The following is a 1,136-nucleotide window of genomic DNA, read 5'->3' on the forward strand; positions in this document are numbered from 1 at the left end:
CCTTCGCGGATTGCGAAGCGCAGACCTTCTTCCATCGCGATCGGAGCGATCAGGCGAACCGTGATCGACACGTTGTCGCCCGGCATCACCATTTCCTTGTCCTTCGGCAGCTCGATCGAGCCCGTCACGTCCGTCGTACGGAAGTAGAACTGCGGACGGTAGTTGTTGAAGAACGGCGTGTGACGGCCGCCTTCGTCCTTGCTCAGCACGTACACTTCAGCCGTGAAGTGCGTGTGCGGCGTGATCGAACCCGGCTTCGCCAGAACCTGGCCACGCTCCACGTCTTCACGCTTCGTGCCGCGCAGCAGGATACCAACGTTGTCGCCTGCCTGACCTTGGTCCAGCAGCTTGCGGAACATTTCAACGCCCGTGCAGGTCGTCTTCACCGTCGGCTTGATACCGACGATTTCGATTTCTTCGCCGACCTTCACGATGCCGCGCTCGACACGACCCGTCACAACCGTACCACGGCCCGAGATCGAGAACACGTCTTCCACCGGCATCAGGAACGCGCCGTCAACTGCACGCTCCGGCGTCGGGATGTACGTGTCCAGTGCGTCTGCCAGGCTCATGATCGCCACTTCGCCCAGCTCGCCCGTGTCGCCTTCCAGCGCCAGCTTCGCCGAACCCTTCACGATCGGCGTGTCGTCGCCCGGGAAGTCGTACTTCGACAGGAGTTCGCGAACTTCCATCTCGACCAGCTCGAGCAGTTCAGCGTCGTCCACCATGTCACACTTGTTCAGGAACACGATGATGTACGGAACGCCAACCTGACGCGCCAGCAGGATGTGCTCACGCGTTTGCGGCATCGGGCCGTCTGCTGCCGAGCAAACCAGGATCGCGCCGTCCATCTGCGCTGCGCCCGTGATCATGTTCTTCACATAGTCAGCGTGGCCCGGGCAGTCGACGTGTGCGTAGTGGCGGTTAGCCGTTTCGTACTCGACGTGTGCCGTGTTGATCGTGATGCCGCGCGCCTTTTCTTCCGGTGCCGCGTCGATCTGGTCGTAAGCCTTCGCTTCGCCGCCGAACTTCTTCGTCAGCACCGTCGTGATCGCTGCCGTCAGCGTCGTCTTGCCGTGGTCAACGTGACCAATCGTACCAACGTTGACGTGCGGCTTGGTCCGCTCAAATTTACC

At 61.3% G+C, this 1,136-nt stretch carries 1 protein-coding gene; it reads right to left on the reverse strand.

Annotation, left to right across the window (positions count from 1 at the left end; all coding sequences use genetic code 11):
* Positions 1 to 1,136, reverse strand: a 1,136-nt coding sequence (gene tuf, locus PI86_RS15360) for an elongation factor Tu (RefSeq protein ID WP_039324242.1), incomplete at both ends; no start/stop codon positions are given.

This window comes from Burkholderia sp. A9 (assembly GCF_000801975.1).